The following is a 624-nucleotide window of genomic DNA, read 5'->3' on the forward strand; positions in this document are numbered from 1 at the left end:
GTTTAGCACCACGCTTTTGTAGCTCAACGAGTGTTTCTTTATGTCGTACAAGACGTGTCTCGTCACAAACTTTGCCCTGTGCCATAGGAACATTAAAATCCACCCGCACAAGAACACGTTTTCCAGTGACATCAACATCATCAAGTGTGTGAAACCCCATCACTTTTTCCTCTTTATTTTCCATGTGTTTTACATAAAAATGTATCTGCCTAACTTTACTCTCACTTAATGCCTCTTTGCTTTTACATGAATACATGAAAAGGATCTGCTTTTTTTGTTTTTTTCAAACTTTGTCTCGTTTAAATCGCATTCTTTTGAATTCTGTTTTCTCTTGTATTGTTTAAAACCATGTATGTTATTAAAATAAACTGCACCATTCATTTCTCAACAGCGTCTTCTCTTCAACACACGAAACAATCGTCTTTATCTCCTTTTTTAAAGAATGCGCCTTAACTTTTACAAAAACGAGACTTTTTCTTATTCTTATAAGAAAAGGACCCGAAGGTCCTTTTTTCTCCCTTTTTTCTAAATTGTTTGAGCAAAAGCTACAGCCGTATCACTCATACGGTTAGAAAAGCCCCATTCATTATCATACCAAACCAAAACACGACAGAGCTGACCATC

Annotated in this window: 1 protein-coding gene; it reads right to left on the reverse strand. The window is 36.1% G+C overall.

Annotated features, from left to right (window positions below; translation table 11 throughout):
* A partial coding sequence (gene pgk, locus ACFIO3_RS15005) for a phosphoglycerate kinase (RefSeq protein WP_375704773.1) occupies positions 1–160 on the reverse strand: 160 nt, incomplete at its 3' end.
* Between the last annotated feature and the right edge of the window lie 464 nt (positions 161–624).

The sequence above is a fragment of the Bartonella sp. AD328YNZD genome, from assembly GCF_042196425.1.